The organism is uncultured Clostridium sp. (genome assembly GCF_947036855.1).
In the GTDB taxonomy this organism is placed as follows: Bacteria; Bacillota; Clostridia; order Clostridiales; family Clostridiaceae; genus Sarcina.
In genome coordinates, this window is record NZ_CAMQRY010000186.1 from 1 (window position 1) to 3,654 (window position 3,654).

The window sequence follows — 3,654 nt, forward strand, 5'->3', positions numbered from 1 at the left end:
TCTTATCCTATATTTAATTACATATATTTTCTATATCATCCCAATACTTTAAAAAGAAATTCACTAAGTTCTCCTCCCACAAAATATTTACTAATTAGAAAAAAAGTTCCAACTCCAAGAAGTATAAGCTGAACATATCTAAATGCTTTATTCATATCATAAAGCCAATCTTTTTTAATTCCTCTCACCATAAAATCACCAATTTATATGCTAATTGCATACCCTTTCAATATCATTCCAATATTTTAAAAATCCTATAAAGCTACCAACAAAAAATGTACCACCAGCTATAAATAAAAACTCAACTGAGCCTATAAAATCATTTCCTATAACGGCACCTATTCCAAGTAAAATTATTAAAACTACTGCATCTATTCCAAAAACTATTAAACTAGCTTTTTTTCCTGAAAATCCTTTTACATAGTAAAATATAGAAATAACAAAAGCTTGAAAAAATATAATTAAAGCAACTAGTAATGTATCTACAGCCCTGCTAAGCTGATAATTCAAACTTCCTTCTACACAAGTTCCAAGATGTATAGACGACTGTAAAAACATATTTATTATAAAACTTACTCCTACTAATGCAAGCATCTTCAGTCCATTACTTTTTAATGACATCATAAAAAGCTTCTTTTTACTAAGAGGAAGATTTCCTATATTCATATATGGCTTGATAGTATCAATATATGGAAGCATACCAATTAAAATTGTAAGTGGATATAAAAACACCATAAACATAATCATTAAAAATGCCCCACTATAAACAGATACTAAAATTCTCACTATCCTTGAATCTATAAATATCTTAGTAAGTAATACTATAATTCCATAGATAATAAGTATATACTCCATCTTTATAGCAGTATTTTCTTGATTATAAAGCCAATTTTTCTTAATTCCCACCATTTCCATACACCCCTTTGTATAGATTAACTACTGACTGCCCTTTAAGTCTTAGGTCTTCAACTAAACTATTACAAACTATATCTCCAGCTTTAAGCAAAATAACTCTATCTAAAACACCCTCTATCTCAGATACTAAATGACTTGAGATAATCATTGTACTTTCCATATCAAAACTATCTAAAATCATTCTAATTATTTCTTCCCTTGCAATTAAATCTATTGCAGCAAGTGGCTCATCCATTATATAAAGTCTTGCTTTAATTGATAATGCAAGTGCTAGATGTAACTTTTCATTTTCTCCCTTTGATAAAATCTTCACTTTATCAGAAGTCTTAACTTTAAATACCTCAAGCATCTGCTTACACTTTTCTCTATCAAACAATTTAAAGTATCTACTGTAATAATCAATAGCATCACTCACTTTCCAATCACTCGGAATTATAGGAACATCACTCATATAACCTATTTTTCCTTTTGCAGTAGGATTTATTTTCTCACCATCAAAAAAATACTCTCCACTATCAAAATTTATTTGACCACCAAGAATTTTAAGTAGTGTGCTTTTCCCCTCACCATTAGGTCCAAGAATCCCTATTATCTCACCCTTTGGAATTTCAAGACTCACATTATTTAAAATAACTTTTTCTTTGTAACGCTTATTTAAATTCACTAATTTAATCATTTTTAAATTCTCCTCTCTTATTTAATTCTCAATTTCCCACCCTAGACTTACTGTAACTTTTCACTACTTAATATTTCAATAGCTCTTTCTTTTTCTATCCCTATACCATCCATATCAGTTAAAAACTTTTTTGATATCTGTATTGCCATTTCAAGTTGTAAATCAGTATCACTTTTTACCTCACTTATAAATGAACCCATGCCTCTTTTAGTATAAGTTACACCTATTAATTCAAGCTGAGAATATGCTCTTTGCATTGTGTTTGGATTAACTTTTAAGCCTTTAGACATCTCTCTTATAGATGGCAGTTTTTCATTCTCACAAAGTTCTCCTGTTGCAATAGCTCTTTTAATAAGCTCAACAATTTGCATATAAATAGGTTCATTATTGTTAAATTCTATATTGCTAAAGTTCAAATACTTCTCACCTCCAACTGTACCACTTTCCTAGTACACTAATATCATATTATATAATCCATATTTTGTAAATACTTTTTTTGTAAATTTTTACTTTTTCTTTATTTGCAACAAAAACTAAAAATTAGTATTCACTAAAATTAAAGCAGTAGAAAATTAAATTTTCTACTGCTTCTTTATATTTCAAGTTATTCTAATTCTTGTTTAAACATAGCTATACTATAATACTGCTTAATATAAGCATTTAGCATAAATCTTAAATACTCATCAAATTCCCCATTAACTTGTGCATTTTCAAGAGCCTGACAATATAAATATTTATCTCTTGGATTTATAACAAGTCTTCCATATCCTATATTAGATAATATAGAATTTAATAAAAGCCTTGAAGTTCTTCTATTTCCATCAATAAATGGATTTATTGTAACAAATGATAGCTTAAACTTTAAAGCATCCAAAATATCTATATCTTTATTATATATCTCTACTAATTCTTTAATAGATTCTGAAACACTTTCCCACCCTTGTGGTACAAATGATGAACCTTCTATATAAACATTTTCTTTTCTATAATCTAAAAGTTCATTACCACTATGTGTACTTACACAAATTAGAAGATGTATAGCTTTTATTATCTCTTCTGTTATAGGATAATTATTAAATGTATTAGTTGCATGAACTAAGTTCATAGTTTCTAAGGAATCTTTTTGCTTATCATCAATAATATTTCCATCTAAAACACTTGCTGTTTCCCACTTTGATAAAGAATTATTTTCTATTTTCATAGATGAATATATTTCTTCAAGCTTAAAACTATAGCTCGATACTTTTAATTCTCTACAACATTCAACTAAAACTTCTATATCTATATTTTTATTTAAATATATCATAGATTTTGTTTTTCTATTATATTTAATATTATACCTATCTAATACTTCATCCTGTACATCTGCAAATACTAAGTTTTCACTATTCATATATCTATCACTCCCATAATATCAAGTAGCTAACTAACTTAATTACTATTCTAATATAAAAATTATATATTGGATATACATTATTAAATTATAATTCCTGTATTTCTATTTTCAATTACTACATCATTTCTTCTTAAAATTTCTAAGATACTATCAAGTTCCCTAAGCTTAACATGAATAAAATTTATTTTTCTAGTTATAGCTGAGCTATTTTTAGCTTCTTTAATTAAAATTCTTAAAATCACTTTATTTCTTCTTTTTGTCTTTCTAAAAGCAACAATTTTAACTTTCTCTATATCCTTATACTCAATCATATTATTATCATAATGTACAAAAGCATTTGTTTCAAAAAATATAAAAACCTTACCAGAGTAGCTAGGCTCCATTGATATTGGTAAAAACCAAAACATATACATATTAGAAAGTGATGCCTGGATTCCTGTATAAAATATCTCTGCTAATATAAAACCTATTGCTGCTACTAAAATAACCATACTCACATAAAAATCTCTTTTATAATTTCCTTTACTCATAATTAATGCACTTTTATTCCTACTAAGTTTTGTAAACCTAATAAATCTCATAATAATTTTTTTATAAGTAAATACTACACAACCAATCATAATAAGATTCATTACTATAAAAAACCAATCTCCTAAAGTCATATCTA

Annotated in this window: 6 protein-coding genes; all 6 read right to left on the bottom strand. The window is 26.7% G+C overall.

Translation table 11 applies throughout. The features are described 5' to 3' along the window. Positions 1-35: 35 nt before the first annotated feature. Positions 36-191 carry a hypothetical protein gene (locus Q0V15_RS12440; protein WP_297439463.1) on the bottom strand — a complete coding sequence of 52 codons (156 nt, stop codon included), beginning with the start codon at positions 189-191 and terminating at the stop codon, positions 36-38. A 19-nt stretch (positions 192-210) separates the two neighbouring features. Continuing rightward, complete coding sequence (locus Q0V15_RS12445; RefSeq protein ID WP_297439464.1) at positions 211-909, bottom strand: hypothetical protein; 699 nt, start codon at positions 907-909, stop codon at positions 211-213. Continuing rightward, on the bottom strand, positions 896-1,591 hold the full coding sequence (locus tag Q0V15_RS12450) for an ABC transporter ATP-binding protein (RefSeq protein WP_297439465.1): 696 nt from the start codon (positions 1,589-1,591) through the stop codon (positions 896-898). Before Q0V15_RS12450 ends, Q0V15_RS12445 begins: the two co-directional genes overlap by 14 nt. 47 nt (positions 1,592-1,638) lie before the next feature. After that, on the bottom strand, positions 1,639-2,007 hold the full coding sequence (locus tag Q0V15_RS12455) for a GntR family transcriptional regulator (protein WP_297439466.1): 369 nt from the start codon (positions 2,005-2,007) through the stop codon (positions 1,639-1,641). 188 nt (positions 2,008-2,195) lie between these two features. After that, positions 2,196-2,984 (bottom strand): Fic family protein, encoded by a 789-nt coding sequence (locus Q0V15_RS12460; RefSeq protein WP_297439467.1) that lies wholly within the window; start codon positions 2,982-2,984, stop codon positions 2,196-2,198. A gap of 83 nt (positions 2,985-3,067) precedes the next feature. After that, the coding region (locus tag Q0V15_RS12465) for a hypothetical protein (protein ID WP_297439468.1) at positions 3,068-3,654 on the bottom strand (587 nt) is incomplete at its 5' end.